The organism is Streptomyces pratensis, from assembly GCF_037137275.1.
Classification (GTDB): domain Bacteria; phylum Actinomycetota; class Actinomycetes; order Streptomycetales; family Streptomycetaceae; genus Streptomyces; species Streptomyces pratensis_B.
In genome coordinates this window covers 53,174-71,899 of record NZ_JBBBEN010000096.1, presented here as the reverse complement: position 1 = coordinate 71,899, position 18,726 = coordinate 53,174, and the positions used below count along the sequence as shown (strand labels likewise).

General features: G+C 73.3%; 19 protein-coding genes. 8 read left to right on the top strand and 11 right to left on the bottom strand.

Features of this window, described 5'->3' with window-relative positions:
- The first annotated feature begins 32 nt into the window (after positions 1–32).
- Positions 33–1,151: a phosphoserine transaminase gene (serC, locus tag V9U70_RS22110; RefSeq protein WP_336677812.1), complete on the top strand. Its 1,119-nt coding sequence runs from the start codon at positions 33–35 to the stop codon at positions 1,149–1,151.
- A gap of 150 nt (positions 1,152–1,301) precedes the next feature.
- Here serC and V9U70_RS22105 read toward each other — a convergent pair whose 3' ends face one another.
- From V9U70_RS22105 to V9U70_RS22080, 6 genes are all read right to left on the bottom strand, one after another.
- Positions 1,302–1,715, bottom strand: a complete 414-nt coding sequence (locus V9U70_RS22105) for a DUF4259 domain-containing protein (protein ID WP_336677811.1) — start codon at positions 1,713–1,715, stop codon at positions 1,302–1,304.
- A gap of 102 nt (positions 1,716–1,817) precedes the next feature.
- Positions 1,818–2,273, bottom strand: coding sequence for an Asp23/Gls24 family envelope stress response protein (locus V9U70_RS22100; RefSeq protein ID WP_336677809.1), 456 nt, complete (start codon positions 2,271–2,273; stop codon positions 1,818–1,820).
- A 226-nt stretch (positions 2,274–2,499) separates the two neighbouring features.
- Entirely contained in the window at positions 2,500–3,180 is a 681-nt protein-coding gene (locus V9U70_RS22095) for a class I SAM-dependent methyltransferase (RefSeq protein ID WP_336677807.1), read from the bottom strand.
- Positions 3,181–3,190: 10 nt separating this feature from the next.
- Positions 3,191–3,694: a GNAT family N-acetyltransferase gene (locus V9U70_RS22090; protein ID WP_336677805.1), complete on the bottom strand. Its 504-nt coding sequence runs from the start codon at positions 3,692–3,694 to the stop codon at positions 3,191–3,193.
- A gap of 53 nt (positions 3,695–3,747) precedes the next feature.
- Positions 3,748–4,623, bottom strand: a complete 876-nt coding sequence (locus tag V9U70_RS22085) for an ABC transporter permease (protein WP_336677803.1) — start codon at positions 4,621–4,623, stop codon at positions 3,748–3,750.
- Positions 4,620–5,726: an ATP-binding cassette domain-containing protein gene (locus tag V9U70_RS22080; protein WP_336677801.1), complete on the bottom strand. Its 1,107-nt coding sequence runs from the start codon at positions 5,724–5,726 to the stop codon at positions 4,620–4,622. The genes V9U70_RS22085 and V9U70_RS22080 overlap by 4 nt, the downstream gene beginning before the upstream one ends.
- A gap of 111 nt (positions 5,727–5,837) precedes the next feature.
- Here V9U70_RS22080 and V9U70_RS22075 point away from each other — a divergent pair, with 111 nt between their 5' ends.
- The gene (locus V9U70_RS22075; RefSeq protein WP_336677799.1) at positions 5,838–6,674 is read left to right on the top strand and encodes a TetR/AcrR family transcriptional regulator C-terminal domain-containing protein; all 837 of its coding nucleotides are present in this window, start codon (positions 5,838–5,840) and stop codon (positions 6,672–6,674) included.
- Between the two features lie 31 nt (positions 6,675–6,705).
- Entirely contained in the window at positions 6,706–7,110 is a 405-nt protein-coding gene (locus V9U70_RS22070) for a PPOX class F420-dependent oxidoreductase (RefSeq protein ID WP_336677797.1), read from the top strand.
- A 107-nt stretch (positions 7,111–7,217) separates the two neighbouring features.
- On the opposite strand, the gene V9U70_RS22065 is transcribed toward V9U70_RS22070, so the two are convergent.
- Entirely contained in the window at positions 7,218–8,243 is a 1,026-nt protein-coding gene (locus V9U70_RS22065; RefSeq protein WP_336677795.1) for a YncE family protein, read from the bottom strand.
- Here V9U70_RS22065 and V9U70_RS22060 point away from each other — a divergent pair.
- A complete protein-coding gene (locus V9U70_RS22060) occupies positions 8,242–9,006 on the top strand; it encodes a GDSL-type esterase/lipase family protein (protein WP_336677794.1) in 765 nt (254 codons plus the stop codon). The two genes, V9U70_RS22065 and V9U70_RS22060, sit on opposite strands and share 2 nt — an antisense overlap.
- Before the next feature lie 52 nt (positions 9,007–9,058).
- On the opposite strand, the gene V9U70_RS22055 is transcribed toward V9U70_RS22060, so the two are convergent.
- Both V9U70_RS22055 and V9U70_RS22050 read right to left on the bottom strand, forming a co-directional pair.
- Positions 9,059–9,697 carry a TetR/AcrR family transcriptional regulator gene (locus V9U70_RS22055; RefSeq protein ID WP_336677793.1) on the bottom strand — a complete coding sequence of 213 codons (639 nt, stop codon included), beginning with the start codon at positions 9,695–9,697 and terminating at the stop codon, positions 9,059–9,061.
- A gap of 326 nt (positions 9,698–10,023) precedes the next feature.
- A complete protein-coding gene (locus V9U70_RS22050; RefSeq protein WP_336677867.1) occupies positions 10,024–12,315 on the bottom strand; it encodes an exo-beta-d-1,3/1,6-glucosidase in 2,292 nt (763 codons plus the stop codon).
- Between the two features lie 151 nt (positions 12,316–12,466).
- On the opposite strand from V9U70_RS22050, the gene V9U70_RS22045 reads away from it, so the two are divergent.
- Positions 12,467–13,066 (top strand): TetR/AcrR family transcriptional regulator, encoded by a 600-nt coding sequence (locus tag V9U70_RS22045; RefSeq protein ID WP_336677791.1) that lies wholly within the window; start codon positions 12,467–12,469, stop codon positions 13,064–13,066.
- Positions 13,067–13,259: 193 nt separating this feature from the next.
- On the opposite strand, the gene V9U70_RS22040 is transcribed toward V9U70_RS22045, so the two are convergent.
- Positions 13,260–14,273 carry a CPBP family intramembrane glutamic endopeptidase gene (locus tag V9U70_RS22040; protein ID WP_336677790.1) on the bottom strand — a complete coding sequence of 338 codons (1,014 nt, stop codon included), beginning with the start codon at positions 14,271–14,273 and terminating at the stop codon, positions 13,260–13,262.
- Positions 14,274–14,470: 197 nt separating this feature from the next.
- Here V9U70_RS22040 and V9U70_RS22035 point away from each other — a divergent pair, with 197 nt between their 5' ends.
- A complete protein-coding gene (locus V9U70_RS22035; protein ID WP_336677789.1) occupies positions 14,471–15,256 on the top strand; it encodes an SAM-dependent methyltransferase in 786 nt (261 codons plus the stop codon).
- Positions 15,257–15,546: 290 nt separating this feature from the next.
- Here V9U70_RS22035 and V9U70_RS22030 read toward each other — a convergent pair whose 3' ends face one another.
- Positions 15,547–15,957, bottom strand: a complete 411-nt coding sequence (locus V9U70_RS22030) for a very short patch repair endonuclease (protein WP_336677787.1) — start codon at positions 15,955–15,957, stop codon at positions 15,547–15,549.
- 176 nt (positions 15,958–16,133) lie between these two features.
- Between V9U70_RS22030 and V9U70_RS22025 the strand changes: the two genes are divergently transcribed.
- A complete protein-coding gene (locus V9U70_RS22025) occupies positions 16,134–17,363 on the top strand; it encodes a DNA cytosine methyltransferase (RefSeq protein ID WP_336677785.1) in 1,230 nt (409 codons plus the stop codon).
- Between the two features lie 99 nt (positions 17,364–17,462).
- Positions 17,463–18,473, top strand: coding sequence for a DUF4928 family protein (locus V9U70_RS22020; protein ID WP_336677783.1), 1,011 nt, complete (start codon positions 17,463–17,465; stop codon positions 18,471–18,473).
- The last annotated feature ends 253 nt before the right edge of the window (positions 18,474–18,726 follow it).

Below are 18,726 nucleotides of genomic sequence, written 5' to 3'. Positions count from 1 at the left end.
GGCCGTGCCGCCGAGGGACTACGCTCCGACTCGTGGCCGACATCCAGATTCCCGCTGACATCAAGCCCGCCGACGGACGCTTCGGCGCCGGTCCTTCCAAGGTGCGGACGGAGGCGCTCGACGCGCTGGCCGCCACCGGCACCTCCCTCCTCGGCACGTCCCACCGCCAGGCCCCGGTCAAGAACCTGGTCGGCGAGGTACGGGACGGCGTGCGCAGCCTCTTCTCCCTCCCCGAGGGATACGAGGTCGTCCTCGGCAACGGCGGCTCCACCGCCTTCTGGGACATCGCGACGCACGGTCTGATCGAGACCAAGTCCCAGCACCTGAACTTCGGTGAGTTCTCCTCGAAGTTCGCCAAGGCCGCGAAGCTCGCGCCCTGGCTGGCCGAGCCGACCGTCATCGCCTCGGAGCCGGGCGCCCACCCGGAACCGCGGGCCGAGGCGGGCGTCGACGTCTACGCCTTCACCCACAACGAGACCTCCACCGGTGTCGCGGCCCCCGTCCGGCGCGTCGCGGGCGCCGACGAGGGCTCCCTCGTCCTGGTGGACGCCACCTCCGGCGCGGGCGGCCTGCCGGTCGACATCACCGAGAGCGACGTCTACTACTTCGCCCCGCAGAAGTCCTTCGCCTCCGACGGCGGCCTGTGGATCGGCGTGTTCTCGCCGGCCGCCCTGGAGCGCGCCGCCCGTGTCCACGCCTCGGGCCGGCACATCCCGGAGTTCTTCTCGCTGCCCACGGCGATCGACAACTCGCTGAAGAACCAGACGTACAACACCCCGGCGCTGTCCACCCTCTTCCTGCTGAACGAGCAGCTGACGTGGATGAACACCCAGGGCGGCCTGGACTTCACCACCGGCCGCACGGCCGCGTCGTCCGGCCACCTCTACGGCTGGGCCGACAAGTCGACGTACGCGACCCCCTTCGTCACGGACCCGGCGAAGCGCTCGCAGGTCATCGGCACGATCGACTTCGCGGACGAGATCGACGCGGCGGCCGTCGCCAAGGTGCTGCGGGCCAACGGCATCGTCGACACCGAGCCCTACCGCAAGCTCGGCCGCAACCAGCTGCGCGTGGCGATGTTCCCGGCTATCGACCCGGCGGACGTGCAGGCGCTGACGGCGTGCGTCGACTACGTGATCGAGAAGCTGTAACTCCCCGGTCCACGACCGCACGGAGACGGCCCGGCGCCCACGCGGTGTGCCGGGCCGGCTCTGTCTCACCGCCCCGGACCGGACGGCTCCGCCCCGGACCGGGCCGTCCCGAGCGGCGGCGGCTCGCCCGAACGCCGACCGGGCCCTCGGCTACTCCCCCGGCGCGCCCGCCAGCACCGCGCGCAGCGTGGCTATGCCCGCCAGCCACTCCCGCCCCGCCCCGGCGTCCGCCCACAGATCCAGCGGCCCCGCGTTCTTCGCGGTGAGGCGGTCCAGAGCCCGGACAGCCAGCGGACGCAGATCCGCCGGGAGCGGGGGCAGCGGGGCCTTCGGACCGTACGGCGTGGTGACGGGGTCACCACCGGGGCACTGGGCGGCGACCAGAGCGGCGGCGGCCACCGCTTCCTGCCCCTCGTGCGCGTACTCCTGCGGGGCGGTGGCGGCGACGGCGGTCAGGACGTCTCTGAGCACCTCCGCCTTCTTCTCCGCCGCTGCGGCGTCCACCCGCCCGCCGAAGTCCGCCGCGGTGTCGTTGTCGAAGTGGCCGATGTCCCAGGCGCCCATGGCGGTTCCTCTCAGCGCGTGCTGTGGTGGTGTTCCCCATCCTCACAGCCGCCACTGACAGTCGCCGCGGGGCCCGCGGGCGGGCGGGCCGGGACCTCCGCGTCACCGCACGCGGGCGCTCCCTCCGTCGTCCTCGTCCTCATCGTCGTCGTCGCCGGGGATGTGGACGTCGAAGACGTTGATGTTGATCTCGACGACTTCGAGTCCGGTCATGCTCTCGACCGCGTCCGTGACGTTGCTCCGGATCTGGTCGGCGAGTTCGTGGATGGCGACGCCGTACTCGACCTTGACGTCGACGTCGATCGCGGTCTGCTTCTCGCCCACCTCGACCTTGACCGAGCGGCTGGCGGAGGGGGAGCCGGACACCCGGCCCGTGACGGCGCCCAGCGCCTTCGACGCGCCCTTGCCCACGGAATGGACGCCGTCGGTGTCGCGGATCGCTATTCCGGCGATGGTGGACACCACGGTGTCGGCGATGGTGGTCGTGCCGCGCCCGCGTGCCCCTTCCTTGCCGCCGCGCTTCTCCATGTTCCCGTTCTGGGGTTCGTTGTCGGCCATGTCCGCCTCACAGAGAGTCGTCCACGAGCGGTTCCCCCGCCCGCACGGGCCCCTCGTCCAGGGTCCCCCGGCCCGCCGCCCTCCGCCATCCGGGGACGCGGGCCCCCGGACTGCGGGCGGCTCGGGGGTGGGCGGCTCGGGGGGTGGGCGGCTCGGGCGGTGGGCGGCTCGGGCGGTAGGCGCGCCCCGCGCACCGGCCCCGCCGGTAGGCCGCCTGCGCGCCGGCTCAGCCGGTGGGCGGCCTGCGCGCCAGGATGAACCCCTGGGGCGCGCGCTCCGGGTACGGCCCCTGCGTCTCCCGCTCCCGCCACACCACGGATCGCACCTCCAGGCCCGCGTCCCTCAGCAGTCCGGCCATCCGCTCCGGCTGCCGCCGGTGGAAGACGAGGGAGACCTCGTGGCCCAGCGCCTCCGTGAGGCGCAACGGCTCCTCCCCCACCTGGAAGCCGAGCTGCACGTGTCCGCCGGGGGCCAGGACACGACGGAACTCCGCGAACACGCCGGGAAGTTCGTCGTCCGGGACGTGGATGGTCGAGTACCAGGCGAGCAGGCCGCCCAGCGACGCGTCCGGCAGGCCGAGGCCGAGCATGGACCCCTCGTCGAAGCGCAGCTCCGGGTGCTCGCGACGCGCGACAGCCAGCATCCCCGGGGAGAGGTCGATGCCGAACACGTCGAGGCCCAGGCCGAGTCGGTGCAGGTAGGCGGTCACCCGGCCCGTGCCGCAGCCGACCTCGGCCACCGGGAGCCCGCTGCCGCCGGCCGCCGCGGTCTCGGCGAAGGCGGTGAGCAGCGCGCGCTCCAGGGGCTTGGCCGCCAGCTCGTCCCGGGTGAGGTCCGCGTAGCCGACGGCGATGGCGTCGTACGAGTCCCGGGTGGTGCGCAGGAAGGCGGGTTCGTGTGCGGTCATGGCCGCAACCCTAAGGCCGCCCCGCCCACCGCCTCTCGCCGTCCTCCCACTCCCCGGTCGGCGCGAGGCCGGCCGCCGCCGCCACCGCGGCGGACGCGGCGTGGTCGGGGTGGATGTGCGCGACGAGGCCACGGACGCCCTCGGCCGACGCCAGGTGCGCGGCGAGGCCGCGTACCGCCTCGCTCGCGTAACCCCGGCCCTGCCACGGTGTCCCGACCACCCAGGCGATCTCCGCCCGCGGGCCCCGCACGGTGGCCTGGACGTATCCGGCGAGGCGGCCCTCGGCCCGGACCCGGAGCACCCAGTTCCCCCACGAGGCGTCCGGGTCCGGCGAACCGGCACTCTGGCGTGCGTACCGCGCCCGCAGCGCCTGCGGGTCCGGCGGGCCGCCGCCGGTGAACGCGTACAGCGCCGGGTCCGCGAGGACGCCGGCCATCTCCTCGGCGTACGCCGGATCGAGGGGCAGCGCGTCCAGGCGCTCGGTGGTGAAGGGCCGGGGCCCGGTGGTCGCCATGGTCGCCGACCCTACGCGCCCCGCCGTCCGCGGCCCGCCCCGGCGATCAAGGCTCAGCGGCTCAGGCGCTGGTAGCGGCGGACCGCCAGCGGCAGGAACACCAGCGTGATCACCGTCGGCCAGACCAGCGCCATCAGCAGGGCGTGCTCCTCCACCCAGGCGCCGCCGCCGGCCACCGGATTGCCGAACAGCTCGCGGGCGGCCGTGGCGGTCGAGGAGACCGGGTTCCAGGCGGCGACCGTGCCGAGCCAGCCCGGCATCAGCGAGGGAGCGACCAGGGCGCTGGAGACCATCGTGACGGGGAAGGCGACCGCGTACAGCCCGCCGGCCGCCTGCGCGTCGGGGACCAGCAGCCCGAGCCAGACGCCCACCCAGATCAGGCTGAGCCGCAGCAGCAGGAGCAGCCCGAACGCCCCGGCGGCCGCCACCGCCCCGCCGTCCGCGCGCCAGCCGATGGCCAGCGCCGTGAGAGCCAGGATCGCCAGCTCGGCGGCGGCCACCACGAGGTCGGCGGCCCCGCGTCCGGAAACGACGGCGGACGGGGCCATCGGCATGGACCGGAAGCGGTCGATGACGCCCTTGCCCGCGTCGGTGACGACGGCCGTCGCGGTGTTCATGAAGCCCATCGTCATGGTGGTCACGAACATGCCGGGCATCAGGAACTCCCGGTAGTCGCCGCCCCCCGGCACCTTCATCGCGCTGCCGAAGACGTAGCCGTACAACAGGACGGAGAGGATCGGGAAGCCCAGCTGCCAGACGATGGCGGACGGCCGGCGCCCGTAGTGCGTGAGGCTGCGCCGGGTGACGTTCCAACAGTCGGCCAGCGCCCAGTGGGCGCGGCCCCGCTCCAGGGGGCGGAGGCCCCCGTCGGGCGCCGGGCCGGGGCCGGGGGCGGGCTCGCGGAGCAGAGGGCCGGGCACCGTGGTCATGCGGCCACCGCCTTCGACGCGTCGCGGGCACCGGCGTCGGGGCCGGCGCCCCGGCCCGAGCCGGAAGCCGCGCCGCGGTCCGCTCGGGGGCCCGAGCCGGCCCCGGGGCCGCAGTCCGCGCCGCGCTCCGTGTCGCCGCCCGTTCCGCGTCCGGTCAGCCGCAGGAACACGTCGTCCAGGCTCGGCCGGCGCAACCCGATGTCCTCCACCGCGACCCCCTCGTCCTGGAGGTCCCCGGCCACCCGGGTCAGGGCCGCCACCCGGTCCGCGACCTGGGCGTGCACCCGGCGCGTGAGGGGGTCCGTGACGACGAGCCCGCCCCCGGCCGCCCGGCCCACGGCCCGCTCCACCGCCGCGAGGCCGCTCGCGTCGGCTGCCACCACCTCGATCCGGTCGCCGCCGACGCGGTCCTTCAGCTCGTCCGGGGTGGCGTCGGCGATGGCCCGGCCCCGGTCGATGACGGTGACGCGGTGGGCGAGCCGGTCCGCCTCGTCCAGGTACTGCGTGGTCAGCAGCACCGTCGTACCGCCCGCCACCAGGGCCCGGACCGCGTCCCAGACCTCGCCCCGGCCGCGCGGGTCGAGCCCGGTCGTCGGCTCGTCCAGGAAGAGGACGTCCGGCGCGAGGATCATGGAAGCGGCGAGGTCCAGCCGCCGCCGCATCCCGCCGCTGTACTCCTCGGCACCCTGGTCGGCGGCCTCCACGAGGCCGAAGCGCTCCAGCAGTTCCCCCGCCCGCAGCCGGGCCCGGCGGGCTCCGAGGTGGAAGAGGCGGCCGAACATCTCCAGGTTCTGCCGACCGGTGAGGGCCTCGTCGACGGCGGCGTACTGGCCGGCGAGCCCGATCCGCGCGCGGACCCGGCGCGGCTCGCGGCTCACGTCGAGCCCGGCCACCTCGGCCCGGCCCCCGTCGAACCGCAGCAGGGTCGCCAGGACCCGTACGGCCGTGGTCTTCCCGGCCCCGTTCGGCCCGAGCAGGCCGTGCACGGTGCCGGGGCTGACGGCGAGGTCGAGGCCGTCCAGAGCCCGTTCCTCGCCGCCTCCCTTCTTCCTATAGCGCTTCACGACACCCTCCGTGAGCACCGCGTGTCCGGATGCGGGCATGGCACGACCTCCTGGTTCCCGACCGACGGATCGACCGCTCCAACTGAGTACACCGTACCCGATACTGAGTACACCGTACCCATATCGGGTTCGGGCCCTTACGCTGGGGCCATGACGAACGACGGAACGGCAGCGGCGGCGGGGGCGGGCGGCGATGCCCGGGGCGCGAGGGCCGCGGCGGACGGGACGGCCGCGGGGAGCGGCGACATCGGGCGCAGCCTGGAGCTCCTGTGGGGCACCGGTGAACGCCCCAGCCGCGGCCCCAGGCCGGGGCTGTCCCTGGACCGGATCGTCACCGCGGCCGTCGCCGTCGCGGACGCGGAGGGGCTGGCCGCCGTCTCCATGCGCCGGCTCTCCACCGAGCTGGGCGCGGGCACGATGTCGCTCTACCGGTACGTCCCCGGCAAGGCCGAGCTGCTGGACCTGATGCTCGACCGCGTCCTCGGCGAACCGCTGTCGGCCGGACCCGCGGACGTCCCCGACGACTGGCGGGCCGCGATCGACACGATGGCCCGCTCCTACCTGGAGAACCTGCGGCAACACCCCTGGCTGCTCAAGATCAACCAGGCGCGTACGGTGCTCGGCCCCAGCGCCCTGCGCGGGCTGGAGCTGGCGCTCACCGGCCTGCGCGGCATGGGGCTGCGGGACCCGGAGCTGATCGGCGTGATCATCACGGTCAACAGCTTCGTGGAGGGTCTGGCCCGCACCCAGGGCGACGCCGCGGAGGCGGTGCGGCAGACCGGGTTGAGCGACCACGACTTCTGGGAGCGCCAGCAGCCCTATCTGGAGCGGGCCATGCTCAGCGGCGATTACCCGGTGATGGCGGGGATGTCGGAGGACACCTTCAGCGCCGGCTTCGACCACTTCGCGTTCGGCCTCCAGCGGCTGATCGCCGGTTTCGAGGCGCTGGTCGAGGAACGCACCCGGGAGCGTGACGGCCGGAAGTGACAGGGTCCTCGGCCCGTGCCCCAATGGAGGTATGGACGCCAGCGAGGAGCTCGCTCCCTTCGTCAAGCAGTACGCCGTCCTGCTGAGCACCCGCCGGCAGAACGGGACCTCCGTCGGCACACCGGTCAACATCGCCGTGGAAGGCGACCACGCGTTCATCCGCACGTTCTCCTCGGCCTGGAAGGTCGAGCGGATGCGCAACCATCCGCAGGTGGAGATCGCCCCGTGCACGGTCCGGGGCAGACCCACCGGCCCCCGGATGACCGCGCACGCCCGGCTGCTGCGGGCCGGCACGAAGGAGAACACGCACGCGGCGCGGATGCTGTCGCGCAAGTACCCGATCGTGCAGGGCGTGCTCGTGCCCCTCGTGCACCGGCTGAAGCGGGACCGGACCCTGCACTACGAGGTGTGGCCGGTGACGGAGGACGACGGCTGACCCCCGGGCGGCACCGGAGACCCGCTGCGAACGCGCGCCCGCTGGGCCCGGGGCCCAGCTGTGCGCGAGGGCCCGCCGAGGATGTCGCGCCCCGGAGCCCCGCCCTCTCAGCCCTGCCCGCGCCGCCGCCGCTTCAGCGCGAACCAGAGGGCCGCCACCGCGGCGACGGCGACCGCCCAGAGCGCCGCGTCGCCGCCCTCGCCGTTCCCTTGCCCCCCGCCCCCGGCGGCCTCCCCCGCCTCCTCCCCCTTGCCGGAACCGGCACTGGGACCGGAGCCGGAACCGGAGCCGCCGTCCACCTCGACCCGGACGACCCCGCTGCGCGCCCCCTCCGTGCCGAACATCAGGGCCGAGCCGTCCGCCGTGTACGTCACCGACTCCGCCTGCCGCTGGAACGGGGCCGCGACGGCACGGTCCTCGCCGAGGCGTCCGTCCTCGAAGGCGTACTCCCGGGCGCTGAAGTACGAGCGCAGGGCCAGCCGGGTCCCGTCCGGCGAGAAGGCCCCGTCCGTCACCCAGGGCACCTCGTCCACCCTCCGGAACACGTTGGCGGAGCCGGTGGAAAGCCGCGCGGGCCCCTCGTAGAGGCCGCCGCCGCCCTCGTTCTTGGAGGCGATGTAGACGCGGCCGTTCTTCGGGTGGACCATCAGCGCCTCGGCGTTGCGGGCCCCGTCGGCGTACGTCACGTCGTACTGGACCGCCGTGACCGCCGCGTCGCGCAAGGTGTCCGGCTCGGGGAAGCGGTAGATCCAGACGTGGTCCCAGGCGCCGTCGAGGTTGTCGCCGATGTCCCCGACGTACAGGTCGCCGTCCGGTCCGATGGACACGGCCTCGACGTCACGCGGCTCCCCGACCCCGCGCAGGGTGATCGTCGCCACGGTCTTCCCGGTGCGGGAGTCGACGGCGTAGACGTAGGGGCCGTCGTCGCTGTCGTTGTGCGTCCAGTAGACGCCGGGATGCACGCGGCTGGCGGCGAGGCCGCTGGACTCGGTGATACGGGGGTCCCCGATCGTGAAGTCACGGTCGGGCCGGCCGTCGTCGGCCACGGCCGGACCGGCCCCCGCGAGCAGCAGCAGAGCGGCGGCGAGGGCGAGGGAGCCGGGCCTCGCCGGGCCAGTCAGATACGAACGCATGGCTCAAGTGTCCATCGTCACGTCGCAGGCCGGAGCCGTGATCGGCCATGATGACGCCATGCGTTTCCTCTTCGTCGGCGACTCCATGACCATCGGGCGCGCCGGCGACTTCACCTGGCGTTACCGGATGTGGCAGCACCTGGAGTCGTCCCCCGGGCTCCCGTACGAGATCGTCGGCCCGCGCTCCGCCCTGTACGACGACGGCCCGCACGGCTCGTCGTCGCAGGCGTACGCCGACCCGTCCTTCCCGGCCTCCGCCCGCCGCCACCTGGCCGGCTGGGGCGAGGGCTGGCTGCACATGGCCCCGGTGATCGCGGACGCGGTGCGCGAGGCGGACGCGGACACGCTGCTGGTGTCGCTCGGCCTGATAGACCTCGGCTTCTACACGGACGCCGAGCAGACGGCCGCCAACGCCCGCGCGTTCATCACGGCCGCGCGCACGGCCGGACCGCGCGTCCGCATGGTGCTGCTTCCGGTGATACCGAACATCCGGGCCGAGTCGGACGCCCCGTTCGCCGCCTCCTGCGCCCACTTCAACGAGCTCCTCGCGAAGGCCGTCGCCGACCTCGACGATGCGGCCTCACCGCTCCTGCTGGCCTCGCACCCCACGTCGTACGACCTCCGCACGGACACCTACGACGGCACGCACCCCGGCCCCACGGGCGAACACAAACTCGCCGCCGCCTTCGCCGACGCGATGCACCAGGCGTGGGGCCTGGGCAGCCCGTACACCGGGCAGCCGGCCGAACCGCTGCCCGCCTGAGCCGGGTGCGGCGCCCCGGTTCCGCCCGACGACACCGGACCGCGGAGCAACCTCACGCGGACCGCGACCCCAGCATCGACAGCGCGAGCTGGGTCAGCTCGTCGGAGACCTCTCCCGGGTGGGCCCGACGGCAGCGGCGGGCGTGGTGGGCCATCAGCTCGTGGACGGTGCCGACCATCACCATGACGTCGACCCGGTAGTCCCGGTCCTCCGCCTCGCCCTGCTCCACCGCGCGCTCGGCCTCGCCGGTGAGGAACTCCGTCCACAGCGCCCGCCAGAGCTTGCAGTGCTCGTCGACCACGGCGCTCACGCCCAGCACCTCGACGAAGGTCACCCGCGCCTCGCGCGGGTCGCGGGTGACGGCCTCCACGTACGCGTCGAACAGCCGCCGCACCCGCTCGGCGATCGAGCAGGCCTCGATGCCCTGCGTCCGCAGGGCGCCCTCCGCTGCCCGCAGTCCGGCCGTGGTGACCCGGTTGTGGAGGGCGATGAGGAGGCCCTCCCGGGAGCCGTACTCCTGACGCAGCACCTCGACCGGCACCCCGGCCGTCGCGCACACGTCCATCTCGGACGTCTGCTGGTACCCGTTGATCCCGTACAGCTCCCTGGCCGCTTCGAGGAGCTGCTCCCGCGCCTGCGTGCGGACGACATCCCCGGGCCCGGCCCGCTGAACCGTCCAGCTCTCCGCCACCGGTCCTCCTTGAGCGCAAGGTGCGGGAGAGGGCCTGTGCGCCTCTGCACGAACCGCCGCCCCATTGTGCTCGCCCCGTCGCCACGCGGACCGCCACTCCCCACCCGAACGGGCGAATACCCGCACGCGGAAACGCTTCTTCCCTCATGCGCGCCTCGGCCGACCGCCGCGTAGACACCGGTCAGAGCCGGGCTCCGGGTCCCGCCACCGACACCAGTTCGGCGGGTCACCGTCAGCGCGGCGCACCCCGCGTCGAACATGCGCGCACGGCCCGGACGTCAGTGCGGAGCTGCCGCCCGGACCGCCTGCCACGAGCCGCCCCCGCGTCACCCCTTGACCGTGAACTCGCCCCGCAGCAGCACCTCGTCGCGCGAGGACGGGCCGACGAGGAGTTCGAAGCGGCCCGGCTCCACGACGCGTCGGCCCTCCGCGTCCACGAGGGTGCAGTCGGCGGCGGGGAGTTCGAGGACCACCCGCCGCGACTCCCCCGGGGCCAGCCGCACCTGCCGGTGGGCCTTCAGCTCCTTCTCCGCCCAGGTCACGGACGTCACCGCGTCGCTGACGTACACCTGCACCGTCTCCAGGACGGGCCGCTCCCCCGTGTTGGCCACCGTGACCCGCGCCCGCACGGTCTGCGACGCGTCCACGACGGCCGTCAGCACCTCCAGGTCCGTGTACGCGACCGTCGAGTAGCTCAGCCCCTCGCCGAACGCGAACGCCGGGCTCTGTGTGAGGTCCGCGTAGCGCGCACCGTGCTGGCCGCGCACCTGGTTGTAGTACGTCGGCTGCTGCCCCGCGTGCCGGGCGAAGGAGAGCGGCAGCCGCCCGGTCGGCTCGATCAGGCCGAGCAGCAGCTCCGCCACCGCCCGCCCGCCGAGCATCCCCGGGTTGGCGGCGTACACGATCGCCGCCGCACCGAGCGCGGACGGCGGCAGCACCAGCGGCTTGGAGCTGACGACCACGACGACCAGCGGGGTGCCCGTCGCCGCCAGCGCGTCCAACAGGGCGGTCTGGTCGCCGACGAGTTCCAGGGTGGCGGTGGACCTGCCCTCGCCGATCAGCTCGATCCGGTCCCCGACGACGGCGACCACGTGGTCGGCGGCCTCGGCGGCGGCGACCGCTTCGGCGATCAGCTCCGGGTCGGGGGCCGCCGGGACGACGATCTCCGGGCGGGGCTGGCCGTCCGGGAAGAAGGCGCCCTCCGGGTCAGGCCCGACGTCCAGCATCCGGGCCCCGGGAGCGTACGAGACGGCCCAGTCGGCGGGCGCGTGGTCGCGGAAGCCGTCGAGGACCGTACGGATCATGGCGCGCGGCTGGCCGTCCGGGAGCCAGTCGACCTGCCCTGACGAGCCCGCCCAGTCACCCAACTGGGTCTGCGCGTCGTCCGCGTTGGGGCCCACGACCGCCACCGTACGGGGGCGGCCGGGAGCGGCGGCCCGTGCCCGGCCGTCAGCGTCGGCCGTGCAGCCGCCCGCCAGGGGCAGGGTGCCGTCGTTGGTCAGCAGCACCAGCGAACGCCGGGCCGCCTCCAGGTTCAGCGCGGTGTGCGCCGCGCTGCCGATGACCTCGGCCTGGCGCGCGGCGTCGGGGTGGCGCGGGTTCTCGAAGAGGCCCAGGGCGAACTTGAGCGTCAGGACCCGGCGTACCGCCGCGTCGATCTCCTCCTCCGCCAGCACGCCCCGCGCCACGGCCTCCTGCGCGCCTTCGAAGAAGGCCTCCGTGGCCATCACCATGTCGTTGCCCGCGCGGACCGCCGCCGCCGACGCCTGCGCGTAGTCGGTGTGGACCTTCTGCTCCCACACCATGCGGCCGACGTTGTCCCAGTCGGTGACCAGCGTCCCGGTGTAGCCCCACTCGCCGCGCAGCACCTCGTTCAGCAGCCAGTGGTTCACCGTTACGGGCACGCCGTCCATCGACTGGTAGCCGAGCATGAACGTGGCGCAGCCCTCCCTCGCGACCCGCTCGAACGGCGGCAGGAACCAGGAGCGGAGTTTGCGACGGGAGAGGTCGGCCTCGCTCGCGTCCCGGCCGCCCTGCGTCTCGGAGTAGCCGGCGAAGTGCTTGGCGCAGGCCAGGACGGCGGTCGGATCGCCGAGGCCGTCGCCCTGATAGCCGCGCACCATCGCAGAGGCCAGCTCCCCGATCAGATACGGGTCCTCGCCGAACGTCTCGCTCACCCGGCCCCAACGCAAGTCCCGGGTGACGCACAGGACCGGCGAGAACGTCCAGTGCACCCCGGTCGCCGCGATCTCGACCGCGCTCGCCCGCGCGATCCGCTCCACCAGCTCCGGGTCCCAGGTGGCGGCCATCCCGAGCTGTGTCGGGAAGATCGTGGCCCCCTCCCAGAAGGAGTGCCCGTGAATGCAGTCCTCCGCGACGAGCAGCGGGATGCGCAGCCGCGTCTTCTCTGTGAGCGCGGCGGCCTCCCGCACCCGCTCCGGCGAAGCGTGCAGGATCGAGCCCGCGTGCAGGTCCTCCACGAGCCTGCGCACTCCCTCCTTGGCGTTGAGCTGGAGCATCTGGCCGACCTTCTCGGGCAGCGTCATGCGTCCCAGAAGGTCGGCGACCCGCTCCGCTACGGGCAGGGCGGGGTCGAGGTACGGCGGCAGCAGCCCCACAGGAGTTCCTTTCACGACGACACTCCGCAGTACCGTACGCTCAATCCCGACCATACGGTAAGTATTCAGGAATCTTCCAGTGCGCCCCTGTGAGAATCTGTGCCGGGGCGGCGGAGCGGGAAGGGTGTTCGATGACAGCGGGTGATGGGGCGTGACCGCCGACGCGCGGCGCGGCTACGCCAAGGGCCGGGCCAAGCGGACCGAGATCCTCGACCAGGCGATGGCCCTGTTCGGCGAGGTCGGCTACCGGGGCGCGTCGCTGCGCGTCATCGCCACCCGTTGCGGCATCTCGCACCCGGGCCTCCTGCACCACTTCCCGACGAAGGAGGCCCTGCTCCTCGCGGTGCTCCAGCGGCGCGACGACGTGGACGACGCGTGGCTGGACCCGGCCGTCGCCCAGGGCGTCGACCACCTGCGCCGGCTGACCGGCCTGGCGGAGCTGAACGCCGCGCGGCGCGGGATCGTGGAGCTGTTCTCGGTGGTCGCGGCGGAGGCGACCTCCCCGGACCATCCGGCGCACGCGTATTTCGAGAACAGGTACCGCACCTCGGTCGCCAACACCGAACGCGCCTACCGCCAGGCGCGGGCGGCGGGCGAACTGCGCGACGGCATCGAGCCGTCGGACGCCGCCCAGCAGCTCATCGCCCTGATGGACGGCCTCCAGATCCAGTGGCTGATCGGCGGCTGCGAGACGGACATGGCGGCGGTGCTGCGGGCCCACGTGCAGGCCCAGTTGACCGTGCCGCTCTGACGCGCCCGCCGCGTACGCCTCGCACACCTCCTCGCGCTCGTCGCCGCTCGTCGCCCCTCGTGGCGCCGCGTCGCGCCTGCCGCGCCTGCTCACGCGTTGCGCGTCTTTTGCGCGCGGGCGTGCGGTGTCGCGTACGCCTTCGGCCGTTCCCGCGGCTCCGGCCGCCGGGGCGACGAGCCGCCCGGCCGCCAGGTCAGGGCGACAGGCGGGCGAGCTCGCGGCGGTCGGCGATCCGGGCCATGGTCAGGCAGTACAGCGGGGCGAAGACGAGCTCGACCACCATGGCCTGCCAGGGGGCGTCGGCCGCGGTCCCGGTGTCGGCGAGTTCACCGAAGCCCGCCGCCAGGCCGAAAGCCAGCAGGTTGTTGGCGGTGTGCATGGCGATCACCGCCTCCAGCCCACCGGTGCGGATCACCAGCCAGCCCCACCACAGCGCCGAGTAGAACAACAGGATGAAACCGGTGAGTTCACCGAACCCGTGGGCCAGGGCGAACAGGAGCGACGCCAGGACGACCGCGGGCCACGGGGAGCGCACGACCCGGCCGATCACCTGGACCAGCCAGCCCCGGAACACGTACTCCTCCGCGGCCGCCTGGAACGGGACCAGCGCCACCAGCACGACCAGGCTGACGAGGAAGGCGGTCCAGCCGGGAAAGCCCGTGCCGGAGGAGTCCCCGAGCGGCTCGTCGTTCCAGGTCCACGCGATCATCAGCCCGATCTGCACGACCATCAGCGGGAAGGCGACGGCAGCGCACCACCCGAGCCAGCCCCAGCGCAGCCGGCCGGCGACGGACGACACCGTCCCGGCCGGGCGCCGGCCCAGCCAGCGCACGCCTCCCAGGACGATGGGGATGGCGGCCGCGAGGCCGATGAGCTGCACGGACACATCGGCGACCGGGTCCTCGAAGAACAGGTCGCTGTCCGCCGCCGCGGGGCCCGCGTCCAACAGCTCCGCGATGATGATGCCGGCCAGGGCGACGGCGAACAGGGCCACCACGACCAGCACCAGGACGACGGTCAGCTCGCCCAGCCAACCGAGCTTGCCCCCCTGCCCGTTCCTGCCCTGCTGGTCGTAGCGGGACCCGGAGGGAGCGCGTACGGGCCCGGCCGGGGGGTGGTTCCACGCAGGGGGCGTCTCCCACCCCTGCCAGGCGGGTCCGGAGGGGCGGGGGGGCTCGCCCCAGGGCTCAGGCACGTCAGGTTTCACAGCAGCGATCTTGGGCGGCCCACGCGGGCGAGGTCAACGCGGTTCGGGGGCGGGTGAGCTTGTTCACGGCGCCGCACCCGCCGGACCGAGGAGACGCCCGGACCCGCTCGGAGTCCCCAAGCCCTGTGCTGTGCGACGGAGTTGCTGTGGCAGACTGCGCCGACTGACTGGTCCACACCATGTGTCTGGAGTTCGGCATGCCGACAGAGACGTCCCACCCCCCGATCGACACGAGCAGGCCCCACTCGGCCCGCGTCTACGACTTCCTGCTCGGCGGCAAGGACAACTATCCCGTGGACCAGGCGGTGGCCGAGCGCCTGCCCGTCGAGGCCAGGATCGGGGCCCACCAGAACCGCGCCTTCATGAACCGCGCGACCACCTGGCTGGCCGGCGAGGGGGTGGACCAGTTCCTGGACATCGGCACCGGCATCCCCACCGCGCCGAACCTGCACCAGAGCGCCCAGGAGGTCCGCCCTTCCGCCCGGGTCGTCTACTGCGACAACGACCCCATCGTCCTGCGCCACGCCGAGGCCCTGCTGATCAGCCGGCCGGAGGGGGCCACCGACTACGTCCACGCCGACGTGCGCGAGCCCGCCTCCATCCTCGACGCCGCCCGCAGGACCCTGGACTTCGACCGCCCGGTCGCGCTCTCGCTCCTGGGCCTCCTCCACTTCCTGCCCGACGCGGAGGACCCGATCGGCATCGTCCGCACGTTCACCGACGCCATGGCGCCGGGCAGCTACGTCGTGCTGTCCCAGGGCGCCGCCGACGTGAACCCCGAGCGCGGGCAGCAGGGCGCGGACGAGTACGGGAAGGGGGGCATCCAGCTGGCCCTGCGGACCCGCGGGGACTTCGCACGGTTCTTCGAGGGCCTCGACATCGTCGCACCCGGCCTGGTGACGGCCCCCGAGTGGTTCAACGGCACGCCCGCCCCGGCCCCGGAGGAGAGCGGCCTCTACGTCGCGGTGGCCCGAGTGCCGTAACCGGGGACGCCCCCGGCGCGCCGGGCGGTGGCGTCGACTCCCCGGGGGGTCAGGCGGGCCCTCCCCCGGGGGCGCCCGTCGGCCGGCGCGGCGCTCGCGTCGACCTCTGCGACCCGCCCGTCGAGGCCTACGCCGCCCTCGTCGCGCCCTGCGGCGCCTCCGCCGAGAGGCGCGAGGGGGCCCGTCCACCCCTGCGGCAGGCAGGTCGACCTCCACTGCGGCCACGCGGAAAGCGCCCGGGCTGCGGCGCGGGACGAGGGCCGACGCGGGGCCGCGGCCCGGACCGTAGGTCAGGCGTCCCCGGAGTCAGGGCGGCGCCCCAGGGCCGCCCGGGCTTCGGCTACCGCCGCCTCCACCCGGCTCGCCGCGTCGAGGGAGTCCTCGTGCTCCCAGATCCGCACCACCGTCCACCCCGCTGCGGCGAGCTTGCGGTCGGTGTCCGCGTCCCGTGCCCGATTGCGTTCCACCTTCGACGCCCAGTAATCGCGGTTACGCACCGCAACGGTGTGGTGCTCAGGGCAACCGTGCCAGAAGCAGCCGTCGAGGAAGACCGCGACCCTGACTCTGGTGAACACCAGGTCCGCGGTGCGCCGCAGTTCCTTGATCGGACGGGCGGCCACCCGATAGCGCAGGCCGCGCGCGTGCACCGCCCGGCGCAGTGCCAGCTCCGGCCCGGTGTCCCGGCTCCGGTTGGCCCGCATACTCGCTCGTACGGCTCCGGACGAGGCCCATGAACGCTCCGGCCGCGCCCCATCAGCGCCTGCCGCCATCACCGAACCCTTCTCCCTGTGCCCCTTCCCACACTGTAGGCCGGGCGATCTCCCGTGCCCCACAGCCCTCCGAAGAATTGTCGGCGCCCTCCCGTACCATCAACCGAGTGACAGCAGCGCTCGCCTCCGCCTCCGATACCACGGGCCCGGCCCCTGACCCCGCCGCAGGCCAGACCGTCTTCGAGGTCGCCGAGTTCTTCGCCGGGATCGGCCTCGCCCGTCTCGGGCTCGAACGCGGAACCGGGTTCAAGGTCACGTGGGCCAACGACCTGAGCGAGCAGAAGCACGACATGTACCGGGGGCATTTCGCCGACCCGGAGGACCACTACGTCCTCCGCGACATCCGCGAGATCGCCCACGACATCCGCTCCCCCCTCGCCCCGCGCCGCGTCGACCTGGCCTGGGCGTCCTTCCCGTGCACCGACCTGTCCCTGGCCGGAGGCCGCTCAGGCCTCGCCGGCGAGCACTCCAGCACCTTCTGGAACTTCACCGATGTCATCGCCGCCATGGACGAGCGCGACGGCGGAGCACCCGACGTGATCGCCCTGGAGAACGTCAACGGCTTCGCCACCAGTCACCAGGGCGCCGATATGAAGGCCGCCGTCAAGCGGTTGAACAACCTCGGTTACTGGGTCGACGTCGTCACCCTGGACGCCCGCCGCTTCGTCCCACAGTCCCGGCCCCGCCTCTTCGTCGTCGCCAGCCGCCGGCCGAAACCCCCTGCCGACGAACGCCGCGATACGGTGCTGCGGCCCTCATGGCTCGACCGCGCCCTCGACGACGAGAGCGTCGACACACACCGCACCCTGCTCCCCGAGCCGCCCGCCCCGCTCACCGCGGGCTGGAGCGGTCTGGCCGACGACGATGACGACGACTTCGTCGAGTGGTGGGACGAGGACCGGGTCGCTCGGTTCGTGAGCCAGCTCTCCGGGGTCAATCTGGCCCGCGTGGAAGCGCTCGGCGACGAGCCCGAAGTCTCGTACCGCACTGCCTACCGCCGGACCCGCGGCGGAGCCCCCGCCTGGGAGATCCGCGCCGACGACGTCGCCGGCTGCCTGCGCACCGCCGGCGGGGGCTCCTCGAAGCAGGCTGTCGTGCGCATGCAGAAGGGGGAGCCGCTGCGCGTGCGCTGGATGACGGCCCGCGAGTACGCCAAGCTCATGGGCGCCCCCGGGTATGTTCTGCCCGCCAAGCGCAATCAGGCCTTGACGGGTTTCGGCGATGCCGTCTGCGTCGATGCCGTCGCCTGGCTCGCCCAGCACTACCTCCAGCCCCTGCTCACGGGCGCTCTCCATGCCGAGCCCCTCCCCGGACAGCGGCCCGCCGTCACCCGGTAGCTCCCGGTAGCTCCCGGTAGCTCCCGAGGAGCGGACGACGTCTACAGAACGTCGATCTCCCCCGCCTACTACAGCCTTCGTCATCACAAGGAGTCACTGATGGTCGCCCCTCAGCCGAACACGGCCGGAACGCCGGTGGAAGAGGTGGCCACGAAGCTCTCAGCCGCGTTGGAGACCTGGTACGAGGACCTGCGGGACACGAAAGGCAACGTCGCTTCCAACGTCATGTGCGCCGGTCTGTACATGACGGAATTCCTCGCTTCCCACTTCCCGCTCGAAGCCGATCACTACAGCACTCGATCCCAGGTGAAGACGGCCGGCGGCAAGCAAGCGCAGAAGCTGCTCGCCCAGCACGGCGAGGACCGTAAGTTCACCAGCGAGGGAGGGCGCACCTCACGAGCCACCCTCGACCACGCTCGCGCCCTGGCAGATCTTCTCAACGCCGAAGGAATCGAAGCGGGCGTCGGCGCTCTCACCGCCTTGGAACTCACCGCGCTGGCCGGGCTCCTCCAAGCATGGTTCGTCGAGCGCGTCCAGGACGACTACTTCGGCCGTAAAAGCATAGAAGCCGACATCAGCCCCGACAATCCCGTCCGCACCGCCGTGGCAGCCCTGATCCAGGCGGGGCGCCTCCGTGGCGGCAACACCGCAGGGGCCGTCGCCCAGCATCTCGTCGGTGCGAAACTCAAGATCCGGTTTCCCGACGAAGACGTCAACGTCGAGAGCTACACCACCGCCGACGTCCAGACCGGGCGTGCCGGCGATTACCAGATCGGCGACACCGCCATCCACGTCACCATGTCGCCCGGCGAGAAAGTCTTCCTCGAACGCTGCGCCGACAATCTCCGTCACGGCTACCGGCCCCGCGTCCTCGTCCCCGAGGACCGCGCAGCCGCCGCGTCCCAACTGGCCGCCAACTACGGCCTGGCCGACCGCGTGGCCATCCAGTCCATCGAAGACTTCGTCGGGACCAACGTCGAGGAGATCGGCGGCTTCACCAGAGACGGTGTGCGCGATCGGCTGCGCGAACTCCTCGTCGAGTACAACGCCCGCATCGACGAGGCCGAGGCCGACAAGTCACTGAAGATCCAGATCCCCGAGAACCTCTGATCCCGCCTGGCCGCCGGGCGGCCGGCGCGTACCCGCTTGGCCACCGCCCTCACCGCGCGCGGCCGGGGACGCGGCGTACGGCCGCGGACGCGGTGGTCCCGCTGGGGACCCCCACCGGGCGACGGGCCCCGCAGTGGCGACGTGCCGGGCCGCGGCCCGGCATGGCCGCCTCTCAAGGAGCGTCGTCCAGTGCGTGCGATCACAAGGCGGCCGTGAGGCCCCTCGTCCGGGTCCCGCTCGAACGCGCCCCCCG